The organism is Lysinibacillus sp. NPDC097287, from assembly GCF_044761695.1.
GTDB lineage: Bacteria > Bacillota > Bacilli > Bacillales_A > Planococcaceae > Lysinibacillus.
Window position 1 is genome coordinate 1 of record NZ_JBIWCX010000090.1, and the last position, 1,033, is coordinate 1,033.

Below are 1,033 nucleotides of genomic sequence, written 5' to 3' on the forward strand. Positions count from 1 at the left end.
ACGAGGCAATAGGCAGCGTTTTAGCATCGCGCATCGAACCGGCGGCTGTCGAACTGCTGCCGTGGAAGATGGTCGACATCATCCTGTCGGATCATGCATCGCATACATGGTCGGGATGTCTGCATAATGTTGTGGCTGGCGAAGTGGATGTCGACAGGCTCGACTATCTGCTACGAGATGCTATGAACTCAGGGACAGAGTTTGGTGCGATCGATAAAGAACGGCTCTTGCAATCTCTAAAGATTGCTTTCGATACTGAGACGGACGGTTTTCGCATCGCATACCAGGAGCGCGCTGTATCGGCGCTGGAGTCATTTCTGGTTAACCGACATCAATACTACCGTTGGGTTGTATTTCACTATCACACAATCGCAGCAAATCGCATGTTGAATTTGGCCGCCAATCTTCTTGCCGAGAATCAGCCGGAGCGTTTGACTCGATTGAACTACTTCGCGGATGACTTGGATGTATTGAACGCGTCGGTAGCTGAGCTGCGAAGTAGCAACGCGAGACTGTCACTGGCCGATGATGCTACTTTGCTGTGTTGGTTGAAGGATGGGCTTATTGACTGGCGTGACGGGGGAGATGCCCAGAATCGGTTTACTTCGCTGGCGAATGCCATCGTTCATCGGACCCCAAACTGGGCTCCCACGTGGAAGACTGAGCTTGAGTACCGTGAGGCTGCCGCGGGTATTCACGCTGGTCTGTTGGAGTTGGTTGACAGCTTTGAGAATGAAATACGCGCGTACGTGCAACGTAACGGAAGGTCTGCACTTTCGCGAATAGCTACCGCGATAGTCTCTCGTCTAAGAAAGGCAGCATCAGAGTCGAAAGGAACACCTGCACGCTTGTTGGATGAGTTCTGCAAACAGTGTTTGTCTGGCGCTAGCAACGAACGAACAAAGTTTGAGCGTGAGATTGACTTGGCGGGATGGATGACTCGGAACTCCCAATCTCCGAGTTCGCCAATGACCGCCGCTGGGTTAGCTGGTTTTTGGGTGATTGCTTACAACGAGGTCGTGCCAGCGAAGAC

The 1,033-nt window shown here is 52.3% G+C and carries 1 pseudogene; it reads left to right on the forward strand.

The annotated features are described in order from the left end of the window. A pseudogene (locus ACIQ2D_RS22325) lies at nucleotides 1-1,033 on the forward strand (hypothetical protein); the annotation flags it as partial.